16 protein-coding genes and 2 tRNA genes are annotated in these 22,726 nt (G+C 62.5%); 14 read left to right on the forward strand and 4 right to left on the reverse strand.

Features of this window, described 5'->3' with window-relative positions:
- Positions 1-115: 115 nt before the first annotated feature.
- Positions 116-670, reverse strand: a complete 555-nt coding sequence (locus HZC36_09220; protein MBI5707154.1) for a metal-dependent hydrolase — start codon at positions 668-670, stop codon at positions 116-118.
- 100 nt (positions 671-770) lie between these two features.
- On the opposite strand from HZC36_09220, the gene HZC36_09225 reads away from it, so the two are divergent.
- The 3 genes from HZC36_09225 (at position 771) to HZC36_09235 (ending at position 2,956) form a co-directional block, all read left to right on the forward strand.
- Positions 771-862 (forward strand) — tRNA-Ser (locus HZC36_09225).
- Positions 863-1,130: 268 nt separating this feature from the next.
- Complete coding sequence (locus tag HZC36_09230; GenBank protein MBI5707155.1) at positions 1,131-1,898, forward strand: lytic transglycosylase domain-containing protein; 768 nt, start codon at positions 1,131-1,133, stop codon at positions 1,896-1,898.
- Positions 1,899-2,221: 323 nt separating this feature from the next.
- Positions 2,222-2,956, forward strand: coding sequence for a C40 family peptidase (locus tag HZC36_09235; GenBank protein ID MBI5707156.1), 735 nt, complete (start codon positions 2,222-2,224; stop codon positions 2,954-2,956).
- 138 nt (positions 2,957-3,094) lie between these two features.
- Here the strand turns inward: HZC36_09235 and HZC36_09240 are convergent, their stop codons facing one another.
- Complete coding sequence (locus HZC36_09240; GenBank protein ID MBI5707157.1) at positions 3,095-4,072, reverse strand: Gfo/Idh/MocA family oxidoreductase; 978 nt, start codon at positions 4,070-4,072, stop codon at positions 3,095-3,097.
- 308 nt (positions 4,073-4,380) lie between these two features.
- On the opposite strand from HZC36_09240, the gene HZC36_09245 reads away from it, so the two are divergent.
- From HZC36_09245 to HZC36_09275, 7 genes are all read left to right on the forward strand, one after another.
- On the forward strand, positions 4,381-6,192 hold the full coding sequence (locus HZC36_09245; protein MBI5707158.1) for a bifunctional homocysteine S-methyltransferase/methylenetetrahydrofolate reductase: 1,812 nt from the start codon (positions 4,381-4,383) through the stop codon (positions 6,190-6,192).
- A gap of 5 nt (positions 6,193-6,197) precedes the next feature.
- Complete coding sequence (locus HZC36_09250) at positions 6,198-7,043, forward strand: metallophosphoesterase (protein ID MBI5707159.1); 846 nt, start codon at positions 6,198-6,200, stop codon at positions 7,041-7,043.
- Complete coding sequence (locus HZC36_09255) at positions 7,040-7,861, forward strand: metallophosphoesterase (GenBank protein MBI5707160.1); 822 nt, start codon at positions 7,040-7,042, stop codon at positions 7,859-7,861. The genes HZC36_09250 and HZC36_09255 overlap by 4 nt, the downstream gene beginning before the upstream one ends.
- 157 nt (positions 7,862-8,018) lie before the next feature.
- Complete coding sequence (locus tag HZC36_09260; GenBank protein MBI5707161.1) at positions 8,019-8,879, forward strand: serine acetyltransferase; 861 nt, start codon at positions 8,019-8,021, stop codon at positions 8,877-8,879.
- The gene (gene cysK / locus HZC36_09265; protein ID MBI5707162.1) at positions 8,876-9,805 is read left to right on the forward strand and encodes a cysteine synthase A; all 930 of its coding nucleotides are present in this window, start codon (positions 8,876-8,878) and stop codon (positions 9,803-9,805) included. Before HZC36_09260 ends, cysK begins: the two co-directional genes overlap by 4 nt.
- 61 nt (positions 9,806-9,866) lie before the next feature.
- Positions 9,867-9,942: transfer RNA gene (locus tag HZC36_09270), tRNA-Arg, on the forward strand.
- Positions 9,943-10,046: 104 nt separating this feature from the next.
- On the forward strand, positions 10,047-11,651 hold the full coding sequence (locus HZC36_09275) for a M1 family metallopeptidase (protein MBI5707163.1): 1,605 nt from the start codon (positions 10,047-10,049) through the stop codon (positions 11,649-11,651).
- Positions 11,652-11,662: 11 nt separating this feature from the next.
- On the opposite strand, the gene HZC36_09280 is transcribed toward HZC36_09275, so the two are convergent.
- On the reverse strand, positions 11,663-12,952 hold the full coding sequence (locus HZC36_09280) for an aminotransferase class V-fold PLP-dependent enzyme (protein ID MBI5707164.1): 1,290 nt from the start codon (positions 12,950-12,952) through the stop codon (positions 11,663-11,665).
- A 517-nt stretch (positions 12,953-13,469) separates the two neighbouring features.
- Here HZC36_09280 and HZC36_09285 point away from each other — a divergent pair.
- The gene (locus tag HZC36_09285) at positions 13,470-14,441 is read left to right on the forward strand and encodes a hypothetical protein (GenBank protein ID MBI5707165.1); all 972 of its coding nucleotides are present in this window, start codon (positions 13,470-13,472) and stop codon (positions 14,439-14,441) included.
- Positions 14,442-14,841: 400 nt separating this feature from the next.
- Here the strand turns inward: HZC36_09285 and HZC36_09290 are convergent, their stop codons facing one another.
- Positions 14,842-16,149, reverse strand: coding sequence for a hypothetical protein (locus HZC36_09290; GenBank protein ID MBI5707166.1), 1,308 nt, complete (start codon positions 16,147-16,149; stop codon positions 14,842-14,844).
- A 105-nt stretch (positions 16,150-16,254) separates the two neighbouring features.
- On the opposite strand from HZC36_09290, the gene HZC36_09295 reads away from it, so the two are divergent.
- The 3 genes from HZC36_09295 to HZC36_09305 all read left to right on the forward strand — a co-directional run bounded on the left by HZC36_09295 (position 16,255) and on the right by HZC36_09305 (position 22,726).
- Positions 16,255-18,861, forward strand: coding sequence for a discoidin domain-containing protein (locus HZC36_09295; protein MBI5707167.1), 2,607 nt, complete (start codon positions 16,255-16,257; stop codon positions 18,859-18,861).
- Between the two features lie 10 nt (positions 18,862-18,871).
- Positions 18,872-21,397, forward strand: coding sequence for an NTP transferase domain-containing protein (locus HZC36_09300; protein ID MBI5707168.1), 2,526 nt, complete (start codon positions 18,872-18,874; stop codon positions 21,395-21,397).
- 198 nt (positions 21,398-21,595) lie between these two features.
- On the forward strand, positions 21,596-22,726 hold the full coding sequence (locus HZC36_09305; protein MBI5707169.1) for a DnaJ domain-containing protein: 1,131 nt from the start codon (positions 21,596-21,598) through the stop codon (positions 22,724-22,726).

A 22,726-nucleotide genomic window follows, 5' to 3' on the forward strand; every position in this document is an offset into this window, starting at 1 on the left:
AGGTCGGTGAGCGTAGCGAACCGGGTGAGGGGGGCATCTGTCCCTTTGTCCCCTGGACCCTCTCCGACCGGCCAGGCATGGATGCCTGCGCTCCGTCCCTTCGCCCCGATATTTCTCAGAACGGCACGCCGGGCTCCAGGTCGTAGACCCTTAGGCCCGGGTTCGGGTGCGAGGCCAGGCGCACCGCCTCCGGCGTGCCGGTGAGCAAACCGAACGTGCCCCAGTGCATCGGGACCACGTGCTTGACGCCCAGCAGCCGGATCGCATAGGCGGCCTCCTTCGGACCCATCGTGTAGTGGTCGCCGATTGGCAGAAACGCGAGCTGCGGCTCGTAAAGTTCGGCGATGATCTTCATGTCGCCGAAAACGCAGGTGTCGCCGGCGAAATAAAACGTGAAGCCATCCTCGCATTTGACCACGAACCCGGCGGGCTCGCCCGCATAGATCGGCGGCTGGTTCATATCGAGAGAGCTCGAGTGCCTCGCGTCCACCATCGTGATCTCCAGGCCGTCTCTGTGAAGGGTGCCGCCCTTGCCCATGCCGATGGTGCTCGCGCCCTGGCTTTCGAAATGCTCCGCGAGCTCGTGAATGGCCACTATGGTCGCGCCGTGCTTCTTGGCGAGATCGACCGCACTTCCGGAATGGTCCATGTGGCCGTGGGAGATCTCCATGTTGGGGGTTTTACCACGGTGGGCGGGGCTCCCGACGCCTTCCCTCCCCGAACTCCATTCGCACCCCAAGGCGTCCGATGATGTAAAATGGCATCCCTGCGGAGAGATGGCTGAGTGGTCGAAAGCGCCCGCCTGCTAAGTGGGTAGGGGCCTTATAGCTCCTCTCGGGTTCGAATCCCGATCTCTCCGCCAGAATTGAAGCCGTGCCCCAAGAGGCGCCATGATTCGCCCCCTCGCCACCCTGTTCGCGCTCCTGGTCCTATTCGGCGCCTTAAGCGCCCAGAGCCTGAACGCCTATCTGGAGCTGCGCAAAAAGCACAAGATCACCCAGGCCGTGGGCACTGAAGCCTTGGAGACGTTCGTGGGCGCGCGGACCTTTGAGGTCAAGGGCGTCGTACAGGGCACCCTTGTCGTGAACGGCAAGACCTCCCTCTTCGTCGAGCGCACCGATGGCGGCGACATGACCATCGACGCCGAAAACGTGCCGGATTGGCTGAATAACAACCAGGTGGCCGCCCGGCTGCTCATCCATGCGACCCGAGAAGACGACCTCGCTCCCCTCGAAGCCAAGCTGCTGGGCGCCGCGCTCGAGGATTCCATCGCCGCCATCGAAAAGGCGGAGGCGAGGAAAGCCGCCGAGGCCGCGGCCAAAGCAAAGGCCAAGGCCAATTCCAAGAACCGAGGCGGCCTCACGGGCGCGATCGGCTCGCGGGGCAAGACCTCCGGCAAAGACTGGAACCTGCCCGCCAACGAGGCAACCTCCTATTACGCGGGCTTCATCAAGGGGCGCAACAAGCGGCTTTCCGATGCCGACGCCTGGAGGATCGCCGAAGGCATCATCGGGTTCAGCGTCCGCTATGGCGTCGACGCCCGCCTGATCCTGGCGATGGTGATGGTCGAGAGCGGCTTCAACCCCAACGCCACTTCTCGCGCGGGTGCTCAAGGTCTGGGGCAGCTCATGCCCGGCACGGCGCGCGGGATGGGCATCACCGACGCCTACGACACGTATCAGAACCTCTATGGCACGGTGCGCTCGATTCGCGGCCACCTGGAGCGCCAGTTCGCCAAGACGGGCGACGGCTATCAGGCGCTGATCCTTGCCCTGGCCTCCTATAACGCGGGCAGCGGCAACGTGCGCAAGTACGGCGGAATACCGCCGTTCAGCCAAACGCAAAACTACATCCGCAAGGTCACGGATTTGTACTATGGGTTTATGGGTCTGAAGTAGCGGAAGCGAAGAGCGCGAGGCGAGAGGCGAGGGGCGAAAAGCGATGGATGACCGGGGGGCATCGGGGCGTCTTGACCCTGCAACCCGACAACCTGAGCACCTGAGCACGTGAGCACCTGAAAACCTTCGCCTCTCGCTTCTCGCCTCTCGCCCTTCGCCCTTCGCCCCCCCTCCCCGCTGAACCTCTCCCACCCCAATTCCGTCTCTCTCCATACGCGCACTTTCCACGGCGCGGGTTCAGGAATTCTGTGGAACGCCGATCATATGCATCACGGAGCCGAATTCGCGCTTTGACTGCCGCTATGCCACAATTGGGAAGCTTGATGTCTTTGAGGAAACTGTTGCCCGCCCTAATCTTGGCGCTCGTCTGCCCGGCCTTCGGCCAAGACGGCGCGAAGGTGAAAGTGCTGGGCAAGCTGGGCCAATCGGTGAAAACGACGTCGATCTATGCGACGACGAACACCCGGTCGCGCGTCTATTACCGGCTCAAGCCCTACCAGTATCTGGTCCTGCAGTCCACTTCGTCGGCAAACTGGTTCAAAGTGCTCCTGCAAAACGGGCGGTTTGGCTACGTCCACTCGGCGGCCGTCGCGAGGCTCCCCTATGAGGTGACCTGCGACGTGAGCGCGGCCCCACGCGCGGGCAACGATCTGGCTTCACGGGGCGGCACCTTGCGCGCCACGGGCACGACTGGAGCTCAGGTGGCGGGCCTGAGCCAGGCCTACATCGGCGTGCCCTACAAGTGGGGTGGAAACAGCACCAGCAGCGGCATCGATTGTTCGGCGTTTGTGAAGATGCTCTATGGGCAGGTGGGCGTCGGCCTGCCGCGGACGGCGGCGGAGCAGGCGCTGGTCGGCAAACCGATCACGCGGCTCGAAGACCTTCAGGCCGGCGACCGGCTGTATTTTTGGAGCGCGAGCCGGGGCAAGATCGGCCATACCGGCGTGTACATGGGCAACGGCTATTTCACGCACTCCTCATCGAGCAGCGGCGGCGTGACCACCAGCTACCTCGGCGCCCCCGAATGGCGCAACAAGCTGGTCGCAGCGAGAAGGTAGTTCTCTCGCTTGTCATTCGTTTTTGTTTGCGCATAGGGATTTTCGTCAAGGCGCAAAGACGCCACGCCACACGATGATAGGTGCAGCCCGTCGCAGCCCGTAGCCGCAGGCTTTAGCCTGCGGCCGCGTGGCGCCAGATCAGAGCCTAACCGGAACCCCGTCCTGCGCTGCAGACCGCCACATCGCTTCCGTGATCGTGATGACGCGTTGGCCGTTCTCGAACGTCGCCTCCACGGGCTCGCCCTTCAGGATCGCGTACACAAAATTCCGGTCCGGGTGGCTGCCGCCGGGCATCGACTCCGCGACCCAGCGCGAGCCGTCGTCCTCAATGACCGTCAGTTTGCCATCGCGAATCAGGAAGCCCGCCTTCTCGCAGTAGATCGTCCAATCCTCGTGCCAGGCCGGAAAATCGCCAAGCACCGAGATCGAACCGAACGCCCCGCCCTTGAACCGAATCGCAACCGTCGAATCGATGTCCACAGGCGCCCCGCGATTATCGCAAAAGGCTGAAACCGACTCGGGCTCCAATCCTGTAGCCCACATCAAGACGTCGACGACGTGGCTGCCGGAGTCGTTGAGCTGGCCTCCGCCAGAGAGCTCAGGAACCTGTCGCCAGGTGCCCTTGGTCAGCCGCTTCCACTGCTGGCCGAGCACGGCGTTGACGAACAAGAGCTTGCCGTATTTGCCGCCCTGAAGCGAATCGCGCAGGCGGCGGAAGACCGGGCTGTAGTGCCGCTGGTAGGCCAGAAGGCCGACCTTGCCGGATTTGTTCCGGGCGGCGATCACTTCGGCGGCTTCGGCGGCGACCGTCACGAGCGGCTTGTCGCAAAGCACGTGGAGTCCCGCGGCGAAGGAGTCCAGCATCTGCTGCTTGTGCTGGGTGTGGGGGGTGTTGATTTCGACGGCATCCAGGCCGCCGGCCGCGATCATGTCGCGATAGTCCTTGAAGACGGGAACGTTGGCAAGGTGTGGAAAGCGCGCCCGGCAGGCTGCGATTTGGCCTTCGTCCGGATCGTTGAGCGCCACGATCTCGGCCTCGGGGACTTCGGAAAGCTGGTTCATATGGGCGCGGGCCATGCCGCCGCACCCGATCATGCCGATTCGAACGTTGCTCATCGGATTCTAGTTCGCCGCAAAGCGGCTAAATCCTGCACCCGACTACACCGTCTCACCGACTCACATTTTCACCGTCTCATCCGTCAACAGCCCGACCCCCTCATCCCCGTTCACTGCGTTCACGGACCCTCTCCCACGAGGGGAGAGGGGGTTCGACATTCCTCTTCACCGACTCACCGAATCATCCGGCAGCCCTCTCATTCCTAGGGGCCAGGCATGGATGCCTGCGCTCCGTTCCTCTGTCCCTTTGTCCCCCTCGTCCCTCCTTCCCTCTGTCCCTCGGATCAGGTCACAGGTATAAACCTCCCGTGCGCTTGATCGAAGCTCTGCAATCCCCCTACCTGCTCGGAGACGGAGCGTGCGGCACGGCTCTGGCGGCGCGGGGCTACACGCACTATCCCTGCGACTTCGCCAACCTTGAGGCGCCAGACCTTGTGCTCGATGTTCACAAGCAGTATCTGGAGGCCGGTTCCCAGGTCATCGAGACCAATACTTTCTCTGCCAATCCGTTCCGGTTTATGGGGCAATCGGTGGACTTTCGCCAGGTCAACCTGGAAGGCGCACGCATCGCACGGAAGGCTGCCGGAGAGGAGAGCCTTGTACTCGGCGCGGTGGGCCCCGCCGGTAAGCCGATCGAGCCGATTGGGGGAATCCCCAGAACCGAGTTCTATGAGGCCATCCGGGAGCAGGCTGAAGCCCTGGCCGAGGGCGGCGTCGACGGGTTCCTGCTCGAGACCTTCCTCGACATCGAGGAGCTCAAACTGGCTTTCGCCGCTGTGCGCGCGGTCTGCGACTTGCCCATTTTGGTCAGCAAGGCCTACATCGAGGACGGAGAAGCGCTCTCCGCGGGACTTCCTACTCGCTGCGCCGAAGACCTGGCCAAGCTGGGACCCGTCGCCATCGGCGCGAACTGCATCGTCGGGCCACAGCGCATGCTCGACCTGGTGCGGATGATCGCCGACGGCAGCGACCTTCCCGTCATCGCCTATCCCACGCCTGGCATGCCGCAGCTCATCCGCGGCAAGGTGGCCTATGACGCCTCGCCGGAGTACTTCGCCAAGGCATCGGTCAGGCTGATCGAAGAAGGCGCAAAGCTTGTGGGCGGCTGCTGCGGCACCACGCCGGACCACATCGCGGAGTTGGGAAGGCAATTGGGAAGGGCTTCATTCAAGGTGAAAGCGCGCCGCCCAGGGCAGATCAAGTCCGAAGATCGCGCCCCGGTGCCCACAACCGACAGAACGCCCCTTCATCAGAAGCTCAAAGCAAACCAGTTCGTGACGACCGTCGAAATGGACGTGCCTCGAGGCCTGAACTACGACAAATTCCTCGCCAACATCCGCGCCGCCAAAGAGATCGGCGTCGACCTGATCAACATCTCGGACGGCGCCAGGGCGCGCCTTCGCATGAACCCAATGGCGGTCTGCCACCGCATTCAGAATGAGGTCGGCATGGAAGCGGTGATGCACTTTGCCTGCCGCGACCGGAACCTCCTCGCCATCCAAGCCGACCTGCTCGGCTGTCACGCGCTTGGGGTGCGAAACATCCTCTGCGTGACCGGCGACCCCGCCAACATCGGCGACTATCCCAGCGCGACCAGCGTGTTCGACGTGGACTCGATCGGACTCGTGCGGATTCTGTCGCGCCTGAACGAAGGGCTCGACCTCGCAGGCTACACCGTAGGGCTCAAGACCGGGTTTACGATTGCCGTCGCCTACAATCCCGTCTCGCTCGAACCGGAACTGGAGTCCGACCGGCTCAAAGGCAAGGCCGACGCCGGGGCGGAACTGATCTACACGCAACCGATCTTCGACGTCGAGCATGCCGAGATTGCGGTCGAGGCTGGGAGGCGGTACGGGCTGCCGGTCTTTCTGGGCGTGATGCCTCTGCGGAGTTCCAAGCATGCGGAATTCATGCACAACGAGGTGCCCGGCGTCGAAGTGCCCGATTGGCTTCGCCAAAAGCTGGCCGACGCCCAGGATGAGCATTCGGCGCTGGAGACTGGGATTGCCGAAGCCCAGAAGCTGGCGGCGTATGCGAAGAAACATGCGGCGGGCCTTTATGTCATGCCTCCGGCGAACAACATGGAGGCCGTTCGACGTCTGATGGAAGCATTGGACTGAGCACCATGCCACCTCGCAACCCCCGCAAGGACGCCCGAGCCATCTCCCGCCGCAGGTTGATTCGCACCGTGGTTCTAGGAGGCATCGGTGTGACGGCCCTGGCGCAGGGGACCGAGGTGGGCCGCCTAAAGGTGGAGCGCCAGGCCCTGCGCCTGCCCAAATGGAAAGCCGACGGCCTGAAGGTGGCGCTGCTCACCGATCTGCACGTGAACGACAAGCAGGAGACCGAGCGGGCGATTGAGGCGGTGGGGATTGCGGGCGTCGAGAAGCCCGATGTGATACTGTTCGGCGGCGACTTCCTGAACACACCCGGCGAAGAGGCGTTGCGCAATGTTCGGCGCGTCCTCGATGCGGCGGACGATACCGGCTGCCGCGCTTTCGCGGTGTTGGGGAACCACGATTATTGGGTCCCCACCACTCCAGAGCTCATCGAGCAGTTTCGGGGTCGACGGACGCGCCTGCTCAGGAATGAGCTGGTGGGTTTCGGCGATGCAACCATCTGGGGGATCGATGACGGCATTGCGGGGAGAGACCGCCACATGCTCGATCATCGGCATCGCGACGATCCTTCGATTTTGGCGCTGTTTCATGAGCCAGACTTCGTCAGCCGGGTTCACTCGAACGTCGGTATCATGTTGGCTGGACACTCGCATGGGGGTCAGATGTGCCTGCCGTTCGGCGTTCCGCTCCACACACCGCGAGGCGCGAGAACCTATATCGCGGGCTTCTACGCCGATGCACCGGTACCGCTCTATGTGAGCCGCGGGATCGGAACCGTAGGTCCGAAATTGCGGCTCTTCTGCCCTCCAGAGGTTTCGATCTTGACTTTGAACAGCGAGGACCGAGCGTGAAACTGGGCAAGCTGCTCCTCGGCGCGGCCGCCGCGAGCGCGGGCATCTTGGTGTATGGCGCTCTTGTGGAGTCCTGGAGGCTCAAGGCCGAACGGCGTCGCTTGCGGTTGAGGGGGTGGCCGGCCTCGCTGGATGGGTTTCGGATTGCGGTGTTGGCGGACCTGCATCTGCGCGACCAATACTCGGTCGAGCTTGCGCGACAAGCCGTGCGGATGGCGCTGGATGAGAATCCCGATATGGTTGTGCTGCCCGGCGACATTGTGGGCTATTGGAAAGTGCAGAGCCCGGAGCTTGTCGGCGCAGCGCTGGAGGACCTTCTGCTGATGGAAGGCAACGTGGTGGCATGCCCGGGCAACCATGAGTATTGGCTCGGCGAGCCGGACTTGCTCACTCCAATTCTGGAAACATTGAATATTAAGCTTCTTCGGAATGAAGCCTGGCATCACGCGGGCATCACGTGGGTTGGCGTCGACTCGGCGAACATGGCGTGCGACGATGCCCCTTTGGCGATGGCGCGCGCCGAAGACCTTGGTGAACATCCGAAGGTCGTGCTCTGGCACGAGCCGGACGTCGTCACCCGGCTGCCGGAGGGCGCTGCGGTGATGATCAGCGGGCACAGTCACGGCGGGCAGTTTCGCGCGCCCTGGGGCTGGCCACCGATGACAACTCTGAACGGCAAGGAGTATCTGGAGGGGTATTTCCCAGACGCTCCGACGCCACTGTACGTAAGCCGGGGTGTGGGCACGACGGGGCCGCCCTCAAGGCTCTTCTGCCCACCCGAGGTGTCGCTTCTCACGATTCTGAGCGCGGACTCCTAAGAGACTGCCGAAGGAGTGTCTTCGCAGCTCGGGGATGGCCCTGCCTCAAGGTCCGGCCTAGGGCACACGACGTTTTCAGAAGCACTATTCGGTGCCCTTTTGGCGTAACAAGACTTGCACGCACGCTCAACGGAGAGCGACCCTTTCGCCTCGAACCATGAAGCCCTTACAGATTGATCCGGCCTTCCTGCATGAACTGGTAGATGCACGACGCCGTTGCCAGATTTCTTGCAGGATCCGCACCGACGGCGAAGAGCTTGTACGCGAGCTGCTCGCCCTGCTTTTTCCGCCTTTTGCCGATCACGTTGAGGGTGACCTGTTCGATCCTGCGGCTCAGTTGCAATCTCTGCACAAGCGCCTGACCGGGCTGATCGTCGCCGCGCTTCCGCAAATCGATGATCCAGCCGTTCTGTCGGCCGGAGTCTTCGAAGACTTGCCAGGTGTCCGCGCCAGCTTGATGGAAGACGCTCAATACATCTTCGAATCCGATCCTGCGGCGGAGTCGATCGAAGAAGTCGTGATGGCCTATCCAGGATTTTTCGCGCTGGCCATCTACCGGATCGCTCATCTCATTGCTCTTCGCGGCGTGCCGCTCATTCCGAGGCTGCTGACCGAGTTTGCTCACGCCAAGACCGGCATCGACATTCATCCCGAAGCTGAGATCGGCGTGCCTTGCATGATCGACCACGGCACGGGAATCGTCATCGGCCAAACGGCCGAGATCGGCCGCCACGTCAAGATCTATCAAGGTGTGACACTCGGCGCGATGTCGGTTAGCAAGCGCCTCGCAAACACCAAGCGTCACCCAACCATCGAGGATGATGTCGTCCTCTATGCCGGCGCAACGATCCTCGGCGGTGACACGGTGGTCGGGTGCGGCTCGGTGATCGGCGGCAACAGTTGGCTCACCGAAAGCGTTCCTCCCGACAGCGTCGTAACACACCTGTCCCAGAGAACGCAGCCTCCCGCATCCCAGCTTTCCACAGGCTCGAGCCTGCAGTCCCAAGGTTCTCTATGAAAGCCCAATCCATTCTTGACACCATCGGCAACACGCCACACCTTCGCATTCAGCGCCTGTTTGGTCCCGACTATGAGGTTTGGGCCAAGCTGGAACGCGCCAACCCGGGCGGCAGCATCAAAGACCGCATCGCGCTCGCCATGGTCGAAGACGCGGAGAAAAGCGGCGCGCTGAAGCCTGGCGGCGTGATCGTCGAGCCCACATCCGGAAACACGGGCATCGGCCTTGCCATGGTCGCGGCGGTCAAGGGCTATCGCCTGTTCCTCGTTATGCCTGAGTCGATGTCGGTCGAAAGGCGAGGGATCATGGCCGCGTATGGCGCGGAGTTGGTGCTCACACCCAAAGAGCTGGGCATGAAGGGCTCGATCGCCAAGGCCACCGAGATCCTCGAAGCTACGCCGTGCTCTTGGATGCCGCAGCAGTTCGAGAACCCGGCCAACGTGGAGGTTCACCGCCGGACCACCGCGCAGGAGATCGTGAGCGACTTTCCTGATGGACTGGACGTGCTGATCACCGGGGTTGGCACGGGGGGCCATATCACCGGTGTGGGCCAAGTGTTGAAGGCGAGGTGGCCGAATTTCAAGGTGTTTGCGGTCGAGCCCGAGAAGTCGCAGGTGATCGCCGGTGGAACTCATTCGCCGCACAAGATTCAGGGGATTGGGGCGGGTTTCTTGCCCGGCGTCCTGGATACCGGCGTGCTCGACGGCACGATCCCGGTTACCGAGGAAGAGTCGTTCGCCATGGCCCAGCGCGCCGCCAAGGAAGAGGGCCTCTTGGTCGGGATCTCCTCTGGGGCTTCCTTCGCGGCGGTCGCCAAGAAGCTGCCGGAGCTGCCCGCGGGCTCGCGGGTGCTGGCGTTCACCTACGACACGGGAGAGCGGTATTTGTCGACCGAGGGGCTGTTCCGGGCGAAGACCGAGGAATAGGGCAGCGCGCAAGTTCCGAATCGCAGCTCACGGGCCGAGCGTTCATAATAGGGATCGCCGCGCCCCGGTAGCTCAGCGGATAGAGCAACTGCCTTCTAAGCAGTAGGTCACGCGTTCGAGTCGCGTCCGGGGTGCCAGAAGCTTCTGGTTCAAGCAACCGTCCGGCGCGTTTGCTTTTCGGATTGTTCGAATTGCCCTCTCTGATCGCCCTGAAGCTTCAGCTTCTATACTATTCGCAGCCATGACTTTGCTCGCTGCCATTCCGCTCCTCGTCGCGATCGCGACATCGCAAACCACGCAAGGAGGGCAGACCTCGGGTGGCAGCCTGAGGCTAGAGCAAGCCGCCTACGACGTCCAGTCGTACGACATCACGATCAAAGTTGATTCCGCAAACAAGACGATCAGAGGTGCCACCGTCATGCTCGCCAAGACCGTCATCCCGACGGCCAGCATATTGCTCGACCTGGATGAGCCCTACACCGTATCCAAGGTCACCGACGGCACGCGCCCCTTGCGCTTCGATCGGCTGAAGGGCATGATCCGAGTTCACTTTCCGCTCTCGAAGCAGCCGGGCGACCCCATTCGGGTGGAAACGACTTACGGCGGCGTGCCGCACGTGGCACGCAACGCGCCTTGGGATGGCGGCATCATGTGGGCGAAGACACCCGGCGGAGCGGATTGGATCTCGGTCGCGCTCCAGGGAGCGGGCGCCGACCTTCTCTTCCCCTGCAAGGACCATCCCTCCGACCGCGCGAACCACGCCACGATGCGGCTGACCGTCCCCGACCCGCTGATTGCGGTGGGGCCGGGCGTGCTTGAGAAGACCGCCCGGAACGCGGACAAGACCTCGACCTATACGTGGGTCATGCCGCTGCCGATCAACAACTACTCGCTGGTGTTCAACGCGGCGCCTTACGAACTGGTCAAGGACACCCAGAAGTCGGTTGCGGGGCAGATGATCCCGATCCACTTCTATGTGCTCCCGGAAGACAAGTCCAACGCCCCGAAGCTCATCGCCGAACAGAAGAAGTACCTCGCGTTCATGGAGAAGTACTGTGGCCCGTTCCCCTTCCGAACCGTGAAGTGCGGCATCGTCGAGACGCCGCATCTCGGCATGGAGCACTCGACCGCGACGGCTTACGGAAACAAGTTTCGACTCAATCCCGACGGGCTGGATTGGCTCCTGCTCCACGAATTCGGCCACGAGTGGTGGGCCAACCTGGTCTCGAACGCGGACTGGCGGGATATGTGGATTCACGAGGGTTTCCAAAGCTTCATGGACACCTTCTACATCGAACAGCTCCGTGGCAAGGAAGCCTACTTCCGGGCGATGAAGAACCGCAGACGCAACGTGCTGAACGCGGCGCCGGTCGCGCCTCGGGAAGAAACCAACAGCGAAGCGTATGGCGGTGACATCTACGACAAGGGCGCGCTCGTGCTCCACGCGCTGCGGTATCTCATCGGCGATCAGGCGTTCCTACGCTCGATTCGCCGTATGGCTTATCCCACGCCCGAGTCAGAAACTTGGGCCGATGGCCGCGCCCTCCGACTGGTGACGACCGACGACTTCGTGAACATCGCCTCGGCAGAGGCAAAGCAGGACTTGCGGTGGTTCTTCGAGGTGTATGTTCGCCGGGCCAAGTTGCCAACGCTAAAGTCTGAGGCCGCGAACGGCGTCCTGCGGCTCGAGTGGGTGACTCCGGACGGGCTGCCTTTCCCGATGCCGATCGACGTGTCCGCCAACGGGAAGACAACGCGGGTCCCGATGGCCGGTGGCAAGGGCTCGCTGAACTATTCGGGAGCCGACCCCATCATTGACCCGAACGGTTGGGTGCTCAAACAGTAGGGTCCTGAGCCTTACGCGAGCCGACGCTTCAGGATCGTCACCGTCCGGTCGATATCAGCCTCAGAATTGAGCAGGTGGCAGGAGACCCGTAGACCACCATGCTTTGGCAGAGCTTTGATCACGAGATTCTCCTTCTCCAGGAGTTCGCCAATCAGCTTTCTTGGGTCAAACTTGTTGTCAATCTTGAAGGCCAGCAGGGGCGACGCCATGGGCCCATTGCGTGGGCTGAGCAGCTTCACCGGCAGCGATTGCATGCGATCATAGGCGTAGGCATGGAGCGCGAGGTTGTGCCGCTCGATCTTCTGCACTCCGATGCGGTTCACGTAGTCAATGGCCGCACCCAAGCCCTGGAAGCCCATGTGGTTCATCAACCCCGTCGTGTCGTTTTGTGCCTTGGTGTCGGTCAGGCGGGTCAGGAGCTCAAGCCGGGGCGCGGCGGCCCGACTCACATACATGAAGCCGGTGCCCTTCGGCCCGAGAAGCCACTTGTGGCCGGGCGCTGCATAGGCGTCGCATCCGATTCTCGCGATATCCACCGCGATGCTGCCGACCGCTTGAGCGCCATCAATGATGGAAATCACGCCTCGGCGGCGGGCCAAATCGCACAGTTCTGCGGCGGGTAGGCGCAGGCCGTTCGTATACAGCACGTGTGAGAACGAGATCGCCCGGGTCTTCGGCTTGATCGCCCTCGCGAACCGGTCTACGATCGCCTGCGGGTCGCGCTCGTCGAGCCCGATCGGGATGTCCTGCACCTCGACGCCCCGGGAGCGCGCGTGGAACTTCCAGCAGTCGTGGCCGCCCTCGTGCTCCTGGTCGGTGCTGAGAATGTGGTCGCCAGGTTGCAGGTTCAGCGCGAACGACAGACGGTTCATCGCGTCCGACGTGCAACCCGTGAAGACGAGGTCCTCTTTGTCGCAGTTGAGAAGGCCTCCGATCTTCTGGCGGACCTCCTCGAGGTGTTCGGCGCCTCTTGCGTAGGATTCCACAACCGGCGAACGCTCGATCCGGTGCCAGGTCGCCACCATTCGATCGAGCACCGCCTTCGGGCTAGGTCCGACGGAGGCCGTGTTCAGGTAGGTCATGTTCGCCGGAAAGGCGAAGTCGCTGCGAGGCACCAGCCCAGCGCTGCGTTTGCCCAGACCCGCGCGATCTTCGTCTTGTTGTGCGTGATCCTCGGTTAGGAGGGCACGATCCTCGGATCGGGATACTCGACCCGCAGACGCAGGCGCGATCCCGGCGACTCCTGCCGCTGCGGCCGAGGCAAGCACATCCCGGCGCGAAGGATTGGATTCCGGCAACATCGCGCCATTCTACACAAACGCGGTGGGAGGGTCTTGGTGCCGTCTTGCTCCCACCGCTCCGATCGACCCGAACGCATCATAGAGTCTCGACATGCTCGATAACGTGATGGCATATACTTGATGCTGAGGTTCCGATGGCAGGCATTAGGGAAACTTGGGATCGAGCTACCGGCAAGAGGCTGGAAGATCAACTGAAGCAGTACACCGACGAGACAGATGAGCTGTTGTCGGCATTTGCAGGTAGGGTGCGCGCCATAGAAGCGGCCCTTGCCGGATTGGCAGAAACGCAGAAAAGGACGCGTCGAGAACTTGCGGCTCTCTCCAGCGCCGCCTCGAATGCATACCTAAACTCTGAACTGTCGTACAAGAATGCGCTGTTCTCAGGCCAAGCGCGGGACGAGGCGACTAGGGTCGCCGTGTCGTGTTTGAAGGCAGAACGAAGGTCTCGAATGGCAATCATTGTCGCCATCCTGAGTCTGGGCGCATGCACTCTGATGGCCGCCAACCTCCTCTCCAGATGAATACCTTCCTTCGGCAATTCGTACATGAATCAGGTGCGACTGGACCCAGGGGCGTTGGAGCCTCGCAGTTACGAGGCGAACTGAGCAAGCGGGTCCCTGCACATGTCTGGCTCGAAGGGGCAGTCCTGAGCAGCGACCTCGCCGTACACGACATCCTGGATGGCGCAATCGTCGAGCAAAGTGTGCCCCACGAAATCAAGGCGGCATTCGCACTTCAATATCCGCGTGTGGCTTCCCAGCACCACTTCGTCGATTGGGTCCGAACGCTCCATGATCCCGAGCAGTTGCAGGGCGCGATTTCGGGCGTGAAAGGCAAGCTGTTTGAGATGCGGTTTGTCGACTACTTGAACGATGGCCACCTTCCGGCAGGTCAAGTGGCCTCGCTCGCACGCGTCGCGACCCAGCCGGGCTACGACATCTTGGTGCACGACTCGCACGGCCACTTAGTAGACCTACTGAGCGCCAAGGCTTCCAAGACAAGCCATCTTGTGAACGTGGCGATTGATCACTACCCAGACATTGATGTCGTTGCCACGTCTGAGGCGGTTTCGCATGTTGCCCACCATAATGCCGACCTCGTGGAGTTTGGTTCAAACGCTGCACTCTCACACGAGGTGGGTGAAGCCGTTGCGCACGCCCAAGATCACATACTGCCGGACCTGCCGTATTTGACAGCGTTTTTGTTGCTGGGATTCGCCACCTGGGAACTCAGGAAGGGCAGTGACCCCTCGCAAGTTCTCGGCCGGTACAAGTCCCGTGCGATCGATTCAGGAATAACTTGGGGCATCGTTGAACTCGCATCCTGGGCTACGGACACGCACTTGGTTGGACTCTCGATTCCTATTCGTGCAATGGTGCATCGATTTCGCGCGTCGAAGAGAATCGACGAATGGATGGAGTTCGTTCACGAGCGTCGTTCGTCAATGAAAGCCATCGTTTGTCAGCGACAGCTTTCTCTACCTTGTTAGCCAGCGGCCATTCTGATCCCGGAGGCGCTCACGGCACTGCGATCTTGGTAGGTCCCCAATCCCTACACATGCTCTGTAAGTCATGTAGTCGCCAAGGTCAAAGGTGGCCCGGTAATAACGGCCCGACCCACGCCAAGAAACGTCCCATAGTCTGCGAGCGCGGTAACCTCGGAACCAGGCTGTGCCGTCCTCAAAACTAATGGCGCGCAAAAGATCTGTGTCCATCTGCACTGTTCTACGTTCCTGACCCAGCTCGCTCTACGACTGAGGCTATTACCTTAGCAAAACCCCGTTCCAAGCCCACCCGAGCAGCAAATGCACCCAACCCTCGTACTCAATCGGCAGTTCGCACGTGTCCTTTGGGCAGAAGCTGTGGAAGGACGCACATCATCCTCTCACCTCACCCCCTCACCACCTTCATCCCCAACCACTTCTCCAGCGCTGAATAGATCTGCTCCTGCTGGTCCGGGGAGGCCAGGCGCACGCTCGCGTTGTGCCAAGCGCCCTTGACCACGACCTTCACCGCGTTCGTGCGCCCGATCAGGTGCATCTGCGTCGCCGACCAAGCATCGGTTTCTCCATAGATAAAGATAATGTTGTGGGCCTCATATTGGAGCGTTCGATAGACAAAAGCCAACGGTTTGGGGTCGTAGACGATCTTGTCCTTGGTCCCCGGGGGGCATAGGTCCATGTTCGTCGGGTTCGGGTTCGCCTTCAGGTAGGGCTTGAAGTCGCTGATGTCGTAGTTGTAGTAGCCGACCTCGGTGAACGCCTGGTACTGAAACGCCTCGAACTGCTTGATGCCGGCGTCCGAGTAGTAGTACATCGCGTTGACCCGCCTGTAGGCGTCGACGAGGGCCTGGGCGGGGGCGTCGGGCAGTGGGATCGAGTCGGCGCGCACGTTCGAGCCGTACTGCCAGAAGGCGTAGGGAAACTCCAACACGCCGTACTCGTAGGCCTTCGCCACGCCCATCGAATACGCCTTGGGGTCGGCCTTGAGCAGCGCCAGCACCTCGTCCTCCCGCTTGAGCAGGGCGATCTGGAAGTCCTTGATCCGCTTGCGCGTCGCCTCGTCACCGACCTTGTCCATCCACTCGTTGATGCGCGGGTCCTCAGCGTTCAGGTTGATCGGCGCGACGTAAGCGACCACCGCGTCCACGTCGTTCGGGTAATAGCACTTGAAATAGAGCGCCGTTTGGCCGCTCTTGCTGGCGCCGGTGCTGACCCATTTGCCCGTATAGAGCTTCTTGAACGAGCGAACAATCTCGTGCAGGTCGTCCGAGGCGTTCTTGATGGTGAGGTGCTCCCAGACGCAGGGGCTCGGGATCGACCGCCCGAAGTAGCGGTGCTCGACCGTAATCAGGTTCGGCGTGCCGAGCATTCGGCGCAGCTCGCCGCCGACGGGCCGATTCGCGGAGTACCCCTCCGTGCCAAGTACGACGGGGTTCTCAAATCCCGTATGTTGGAGAAACACGTGCTGCTCAAACTTGGGTTTGCCTGGCGCCACCACTTCGGGCAGGCTATGGTTCACTGGCTGTTCGAAGGTGATGTCGAGCCATTGGTTGTTGGCTTGGCCGGCGATCTTGACCTCTTTCACATGGGGCAGGGCTTTGACCTTCGCCGCAAGCTCATCGATCGTTTGGGCCGACGAAAGCGCGGCCAAGAGCGTTAGTGCGGAGGCGAGGGCGAGTCGCAGACGACGGTACATGATGGGGTGAGTCTACTTGTGAATGGGTGACGAAGGGCGGGTTCGCACCACGGGATTACGGTGATCCGGCCCAGCCCTATACCAGTCCGCCGGTACACTCCGCGCATGATCACCGGACTGCTGCTCAGCCTTGCCCTGATGCCCCAAGAGACCTCGAACTTGACGTTGTCTCGGGGCTGCGGCGTGCCTGGGCTCAGCACGCGGTATTGGGCCGTGGAGGACACGGTGCTCTCTTCCAGAGCCCCCAATCGAAACCTGGGCGGAGCGCTCTTCTTGGAGCCGGATGACCGCGCAAACCTCCTGATCCGGTTTGGCGATCTGAACCGAGCCATCGGCCATCGGAAAGTGCGCTCGGCTTCACTTCGACTGACGTTGGGAGGCACGGGAATGCCGATCTTGCGGCGGGTCTCCAGGGTGCTGGCGTCTTGGGGAGAGGGCCCGATCGTGACCTCCGTGGCGATCTTTCAGCCTGCGGCGGCCGAGAAGTCGGAAGCGGAGGCTTTTGGCTCCGCGACTTGGTCCATGCGCCATCTTGGGGTGCCAGGGGCGAAATGGCAGATGGGTGGAGCTGCAGGAAGGTCGGACGCCTCTCCCATCGCCGACGCGAAGCTCTCGCCAGGCGGTAGCGGCCAGGTGCTCATCGAGGGGCTCGGCGAGGCAATCCAGTACCAACTCGATCGTCCCGCCGAGAACTTCGGGTTCCTTCTGGAATTCGACGGCCCGACGCAGTTCTTTTCCAGCCAGTCCAATTCCGATCGCCCGGCCCTCGAACTGGTTCTTGAGAATGCCCCGAGAAAGCTGGGGCCCGACCTGAGCGTTCAACTGATCACCCAGTCACCCTCGTATGAGCGGTTCGCCAAACCGGAGAGCGCCACCGCCCAACAGGACGGGGTCAGCGTGGATGTGCCGCGCTCCATCGCGAATTTGGCGGCGCAGCACTGGCCCAAAGATGATGAGCCAGTCACCTACACCGCCACGATCCGAAACATCGGCTCGGCGCCGGTCTCGCGGTTCTCGGTGCGCTGGTCAGCGCTCGGCGTCCCGGGCTCTGAATCGGAAACGCAGAAGAGCCTCGCGCCCGGAGAGGCAACGGCCGTCACGCTCACGAGGCCCTACCGAATGGCGCCGTTTGACCACCGTGTGAGGACGGTTGCCTGCCAAGTTTCCACCCCCGATGACGTCGACCTTGGCAACAATTGCCTGACGATCCCTGAGAACGGGCTCAGCCTGGGGTTCGTGGTGGCCGAGAGCTTTGCGAAGTCCTTTGGCGGTCCCGATGCGCCGATGGGTTTGGCTTGCGTGGAGGACTGGGTCCAGGCGCATGCGCAGTTCCTGAATGAGTCCGCGTTTCCCCAGAGCCGCTTTTCGTTTGCGCGTACGGGAATCAGGGAGGCTGTCCGTGTGCAGGAAATTGAGATCGTCTCCGACTCCCAGTTTGACTCGGCCCATTTGGCCATGCGGAACAACCTGAAGCTCGATGGCGCCATTGGAATCGGCCCTGCGGATCGGGTCGATGCCCGCGACGTGGACCGAGCAGTGCTCAAAAGGATCGGCGCTTCGGTGGGGCTGGTTCCCGATCTGACGGCGTTTCCCAACAGCGGCGTCACCCCTGGATGGCTTGCGGCGATGGGGCCGGACGGGCCGCTCGTTCGGGGAACGAAGGACCTTTATCCCGGGCTGATGGGCTACGGCGACACCCGCAACGAGGCGCTGCTCTCCGACAAGTTGGTGTTGCCCTACGACCCGGTCCAAGATCCCCTGATCGCCTTCGTGACGATGGAGGTAACGGACCTTTTTTGCGCCACTGACGCCGCAGCTTTGAATGCCATGCTTGGCCAGCGAAGGGGTGAGGGATCGACCTGGCTCCACAAGGCGCCCAGCCTGATGTTCATCTCATCGCGGAGCCTCTCCGATGAACCGGTGGCTCCGGCAAAGCTCGACTTCTTCCAGTTGGCCGGGGGCAAGGTGTCTGACCAGACTCCCGCTTTTTCAACTCAGGTGGATGCCAGCGGCCTCGCCCTCCTTCCCAAGCGCGCTACCGGCCTTGCGGAGGGCGCCAAGTCTCCGGGTGGGCAGTCGCTGAGCGCGTCTCCCTTTGGCAGGATTGCGCTCGACGGGGGCAATGCGATGTTTCTGGTGCGCGCCACCAAGGACGGCAGCGTCGGGTACGGGATTCTCAAGCTCTGGCAGGTGCTGGATTGCGTGTCCAGAAATCCCGTCGCGCCGGTGGTACTGCCGATCCGGTTCGACATGGGCACCCAGGCGGCCGACCTTGGGGTCGAGCTTGCTAAAGGAAAGATCATCACCGATTCCGGCGGATCGTTGCCTGCCAGACTTTCCGCGGCGCTCGATGGGGATCCCTCGACCTCCACGCAGCTTACGGGCAAGAAGGACGCCTGGATTGAGATCGACCTGGGGCGGGACCGCCTGATCGCGGAGATTGGCATCACGGCTAGGGGAGACTTCTGGAGGTCGTTCGAGATCTCCGGCTATGCCACTGGCCAGACGCCTTCGGAGGGCGAGGTCTTTGCACGAGAGCTGGACTTTCGCTGGAGCTCCGAGAATAGAGGGATGGGTGGGGGTTCAGGAGTTCAAACCGTCCCATATCGGTTCAAGACTCGTCGGGCCCGGTATCTTAGGATCAGGTGCCAGAAAGAAACGGAATTGTGTGCCCTCTATGAAGTCCGCGTCCATCCGCCGAAAGCTCCGTAGTTACTTATAGATGAGTCCGCGCGCAAAGGTCAAAGCAGTCGTGATGGCGGGGGGCGAGGGCTCCCGGCTTCGGCCCGTCACGGCGCAGCGCCCCAAACCCCTGGCGCCGGTCGGCAATCGGCCGATCATGGAGCACATTCTGGGGCTCCTGAGCCGGCATGGGATCACCGAAGTCGTCTCGACGCTGCACTACTTGGCCGACGAGGTTCAGAACTACTTCGGAGACGGGTCCGAGTTCGACGTGCGGATGACCTACGCCATCGAGGACACGCCCCTGGGCACGGCGGGCAGCGTGAATATGGCGCGCGAGCGGCTGAAAGACGGTTCGTTCGTGATCGTGTCCGGGGACTGTTTGACCGATTGCGATCTGACCAAAGCCATAGAATTCCACCGAACCAAGGGAAGCGTGGCGACGCTGGTACTGGCGCGCGTCCCGAATCCTCTGGAATTTGGCGTCGTGATCACCGACGACGAGGGCCGCGTGGTTCGGTTCCTTGAGAAGCCGGGCTGGTCGGAGGTGTTCAGCGACACGGTGAACACGGGCATGTACATCCTGGAGCCCGAGGTGTTCGAGCTCATGGAGCCTGGGAAGATCTACGACTGGAGCAGGGACATTTTCCCAGAGCTGCTTCAGGCGGGCAAGCCCATGTTCGGGTTCATCATGGAGGGTTACTGGGCGGACTTGGGGTCGCTCACACAGTATCGCGAGGCTCAGCGCCACCTTCTTGCGCGAGAGGTGGACCTTCCCGTGCCCGGCAACGAGGTGACGCCGGGCGTGTTCCTCGGGCCCGGATGCATGATCGATGAAACCGCACAGCTCATTCCGCCGCTGGCCCTGGGAGCGAACTGCAAAATCCGGGCGGGCGCGGTGATCGGGCCCCACACGGTGATCGGCGACAACGCCCTGGTGGAGGAGGGCGCGACCATCGAGCGCTCCGTGATCTGGGACAGCGCCTATGTGGGCCCAAACGTGGGAATCCACTCGGCGATCTGCTGTTCCCGGGTGACGATCAAGAAGGACGCGACCGTCGGCGAGGACGCGGTCGTTGGCGACCGCTGCCTGCTCGACGTCGGCGCCTCGATCCGGCCGAAGGTCAAGCTTTGGCCCGACAAGATCATCGAGCGCGGGGCGACGGTAACGATGTCGCTGGTCTGGGGCCACCAGTGGCGCGTCAGCCTGTTCCGGGACCTGGGCGTCGCCGGCATCAGCAACATTGAGATCACGCCGGACCTCGCAGTGCGGCTGGGCGCGGCGTATGGCTCAAGCCTCCCGCCCTCCAGCCGTGTCGTCACGGCCCGGGACAGCACGCGCAGCTCGCGCATGATCAAGCGCGCCATGATTGCGGCGTTCTTGGGTGTGGGCTGCGATGTCTCGGACATGCGTTCGGCGGCGGCGCCGATCGTGCGACATCACACGAAGGCAATGGGGGCGGCGGGGGCGGCGTATGTGCGCAAGCTGCCGGGGAATACCCGCGTGACGCTCATCGAGCTTTTCGACAGCCGCGGGGCCTACCTCTCGCGAAATATGGAGCGAAAGGTAGAGAACGCCCATTTCCGAGAGGACTTCAAGCGCACCGACCCCGAGGACCTGGGGGTGATTGACTACACGAGCAGGGCCATCGAGGGCTATCAGGAGGACTTCTTCCGGCTGCTCGATATGCCGGAGCCGCAGCGCGCGATGCGCGTGGTCTGCGATTACGGCTATAGCCCTGTGGCGTCGCTCTACCCGGCGATGCTGGCGCGGATGGGCATTGAATCGGTCAGCCTGAACGCCTTCAACGACGCCAAGTTGGCACCCCGGCATCGAGAGGATGTGGAGCGCCACGTAGAGCACCTGAGGCGCATCGTCGACTCGCTGAACTACCACCTGGGGGTGCTCTTCACCGAGGAGGGCGAGCGCCTCACGGTGGTGGACGACCGGGGACGGGTGCTAGAGGGAAACAAGCTTTTGGCGGCTATGGGGATGCTGCAATCCAAGGCAGAGCCCAACAGCTCGATCGCGCTGAGCGTGGCCGCACCGGACCGTTTGGTGAGGCTCTTGGAGGGGTCCGGGTCTCAGGTGATTCGCACCAAGGCGGACGTCCGCTCGCTGATGAGCGCGGCGCTCGATGCGGGTGTTTCGTTTGCAGGGGATGACCGCGGCGGGTTCATCCACCCGGCGCTGCATCCCGGCTACGACGCCATGTTTGGGTTCGCGAGACTGGTCGGATTGCTCAAAAAGACTGGTCTGCGACTAGGCGAAGTGATCGACGAGGTGCCCGCTTTCATGATGGGCTACGCCCAGGTGAAGTGCCCGTGGGAGGCCAAGGGATCGGTGATGCGCAGCCTGACGGAGTTCAGCCGTGAGAAGGAGCGCGTGGATACGCTGGACGGCATCAAGATCTACGACGGAGAGAGCTGGGTGCTGGTGCTGCCGGACGCGGTGGAGCCGCTGTTCCACGTGTTTGCCGAGAGCCCGGAGCAGACGCAGACGGATGCGTATTTGGACGACTATGTGCGGCGGATTGAGGCGATTCGGGCGGCGAGCTTGGCCTGACCCTCATTCAGCACCCTGAGCTTGATCCGAAAGCTGCCGATGGGATACGGTAGAGCGCATAGCCACACCCGCGCCGATCACCTTGCCCGCTGAGCGAGATGTCCGCTTCTCCCCGTGTGGGAGGGGCCGGTGAACGAAGTGCACCGGGTGAGAGGTTCCGATGAGCTTGGGAACTGCGGCTGAGACGGACGATCATCGTTGGCCAACGTTAACCGGACCCATTATGAAGTGCTAGGCGTTCCAAAGAACGCCTCTCAAGGCGACATTAAGTCGGCCTACCGCAAGCTTGCGCTCAAGTATCACCCGGACCGGGCGCCCGGGGAAGGCGAGAAGTTCCTGGAAGCGTCCTCAGCCTACGAGGTGCTGAGCGACACCGCACGGCGACAGGACTACGATCGTCTGCTCAATCTTGAGGCTCAAGGGGTGGCGCAGGGCAGAGCTTCAAGGCGTCCGACCTCGCGCCCATCGCCCAGGCCTGATCCGCCGCGCCGCGCGGCCCCGCCCAAGGCCGCGCCGAAGGGGCCCGGCAAGCCGACTCCCTCCGAGGTGGCGCAGCTCAAGACTCTCTTTGAAAAGCGTCGGTTTCGCGAGGCTGAGACGCTTGCCCAGAGCATCCTCGACCGCGACCCCAGGCAGGCCGTGGCCTATGGTGTGCTCGGCGAGATCGTCCGACAGCGCGGCGACCTGAGGAAGGCGGCCAAGCTCTTTGCGCTGGCGGTCCAGATGGACACGGGAAACCCCTACTATCTGCGGCGCTACGAAGAGGTCTTCAAGATGGCGCAGATGGGCATCGGCAAGCCCGAAGAACGGCAGGCAAAGCCCCGCGCGACCATCGCACCGTTTGTGGGATTCCTGGTTCTGGCTGCCGCATCGGCTTATGTCGTGCTGAGCAAGGAGCCGGCGGTGTTCCCGGAGATTGCGCTGATCTCAACCTGGACGCTGGGCCTGATGGTGATGCTCCTCATTTCGGGGGTGGCGATCGGGGCGGCCATGAGCCTCGGCAACATGGTGGACAGCCTGGAATCCGCCACGCCCTATGGCTCAAGCCGGGCTGCTCCCGCGGTGGGGCTGCTCTTCGTGGCGGTGGTCAACTTCTGGCTGGCGGCGGTGCTGTTCGCTCAGTCGTGCCTGGTGAACAAGTCGTTCGATTACTCCACGGGGAGGATGCTCGGCGCCGTAGGGTTCGCGGCGGCTTCGCTCTCGGCGGCTTCGATGCTGTCGCCCGTCGCCATCGATCCTCTGCAGACCCTGCTTTGGGGTGGGAACCTGGCCTACCTGGGGGCGATCATCGGCTGGGTGGGGGCCGATTCGCTAAGGGAAGCGCGCTGA

It is taken from the genome of Armatimonadota bacterium (assembly GCA_016223145.1).
Taxonomy (GTDB): domain Bacteria; phylum Armatimonadota; class Fimbriimonadia; order Fimbriimonadales; family Fimbriimonadaceae; genus Nitrosymbiomonas.